Source organism: Pseudoalteromonas sp. (genome assembly GCF_041613455.1).
GTDB lineage: Bacteria > Pseudomonadota > Gammaproteobacteria > Enterobacterales > Alteromonadaceae > Pseudoalteromonas.
This window is the reverse complement of sequence record NZ_JBFJHD010000339.1, coordinates 1-1,916: the sequence shown is the minus strand read 5'-3', so window position 1 is coordinate 1,916 and position 1,916 is coordinate 1. Positions and strand designations below refer to the sequence as shown.

The 1,916-nt window shown below is 44.0% G+C and carries 2 protein-coding genes and 1 pseudogene; all 3 read right to left on the bottom strand.

Annotated elements, in window-relative coordinates:
- A partial coding sequence (locus tag ABYB02_RS16835; protein ID WP_372763513.1) for a DsbA family protein occupies positions 1–566 on the bottom strand: 566 nt, incomplete at its 3' end.
- A gap of 27 nt (positions 567–593) precedes the next feature.
- Complete coding sequence (locus ABYB02_RS16830; protein ID WP_372763512.1) at positions 594–1,685, bottom strand: GGDEF domain-containing protein; 1,092 nt, start codon at positions 1,683–1,685, stop codon at positions 594–596.
- Positions 1,686–1,687: 2 nt separating this feature from the next.
- Positions 1,688–1,916, bottom strand: a pseudogene (locus ABYB02_RS16825) (methyl-accepting chemotaxis protein); the annotation flags it as partial.

Genomic DNA, 1,916 nt, shown 5'->3' with positions numbered 1-1,916 from the left:
TAATTAATCGCGATGGGGCTCGCATGTTGTTGATGTATTAACACTAACGATGGAAACCCTTGAATGGGCAGGCTGCGTACATAATTTAGCTCATCGATAAGCTCATTATTAACGTCAGTAGCATGCAGAGCTCGGCTAAAGTGTGTTTTGTCTAAGCCAATTTGCTCCGCAAGCGCGATTAAGGTACTGCTATTCGAGGGGTTTTGCGCCTCTAAATAATAAGCCTGTTGAATGGCTAAGATCATTTGCGGCTCTTTATTGTATTTACGGGCAATCAGCGCGGCTCTACACGCCGGATAAGTTGAACGCCTAGGCGCACAATCGCGCCAAAAATCAAAGTTAAACTGCGTCCCTAGTTGCGCCGCGATAGTATGCCAGGTTTTTTCTAGCATCTGTTGCATCGCTTGCGGCATCGGCGCTTGGCTGTCGGGCGCAAGCCCTCCCACTCGGTATTCAATGGCTATTTTATGCTGTAACGCGTCTTTCAATTTAAGCCACGTAGGACGATAGCCCCAACACCAACTACACATAGGGTCGTGTACATAAATCAGTTTAGTTTCGCGCATGGTTATTCCTATTTGGGCGACGCGGTGTTAGTGCACCGCCGTTGGCATCACGGTATTTCTGCCGGCGGCTTTTGCATTATATAGTTCGACATCGGCTTGATTCAGCCCGTGTTGATATTCTGATGTGTTATTTACTTGTGCCACCCCAATACTGCACGTTGGCATACAGTGGGGCCCATCCGCTATGAATAGCCGCTGCTTAGCCACCTGTGCACGAAACACATTCGCCATTTTCAGTGCCTTTGCTAACGACACTTGCGGTAAAATAACCATAAACTCCTCGCCGCCGTAGCGGGCTTTAATGGCATTAGCAGGAAACTGTGCTTCCAGTAACCGGGCAAATTCCACCAGCACGCTATCGCCTACGCTGTGGCCAAAAGTATCATTTAATTGTTTAAAGTTATCTAAATCAAGCAATAAAATAGTAAACGGCACATACTGCTGCGGATGCGCATCGGCTTGTGGTAAAAAATGCTTCGTAATATAGCGCCGATTGGCCACCCCCGTTAATGGGTCGGTATAGGCATCTTGGGTTTGCTCTAAGGTAATGTCTGTAATGGTTAAATGGCTTTTATAACGAAAATATTCTCCGATATAAGAAAATATCGATACCAACGAATAAGACGCAATAAAGCGGGTTTTTTCTACTGCGCCATACTGTGCTTGCCCCACATCTGGGCCATAAATAAGGCCAATACAACAGACCAGTAAGGTTAAGCTCAGCCAACTTCCCTGCTTTACCCCTAATACAGCAAACGTCACCACAGGGTAAAACATCAACCAATATAATGCCGTGTTTTCTTTGCCGCCGGTATAGCCCAAGCAAATACATAAAACAAACACGCCCCCCATAGTGAGTACGCTAATGGTGTGTAAATTATTGCTTTTAAAGTAATATATTGTACAGCCAATAAAAGTCACATTAATTAAAATTAACATTGTGGTGAGTAACGGGGTATAGAGTTGATAGTTTAATACAATCAAACTAGTAACCAATACGATGGCAATGGCGATCATAGTGGTGAGCGAAAACAACTGACGTTGTTTATCACTGTGATCAACACGGTCGGTATTGATTAACTTAAGCCAATGCTGCTTATGTGAAGTATTGTCATTCATAGTTAAACTTTAAACTTCTTTACCATGTGCTCTAAGGCACTAAATTGCTGTTTTAGTTTAGTGCATTCCGCCAGCGTTTGGTTCAAGTTTGTTTTACCTTGCTGCGACAGCTCACTCATACTATGAATATCTTCACCTAACGATTTTACCAGCTGATTTTGTTCATCGGTGGCATTTGCCACGGTATGATTAGCATGGTTAATGTGTTGGATTGCCTCAATAACGTGCTGC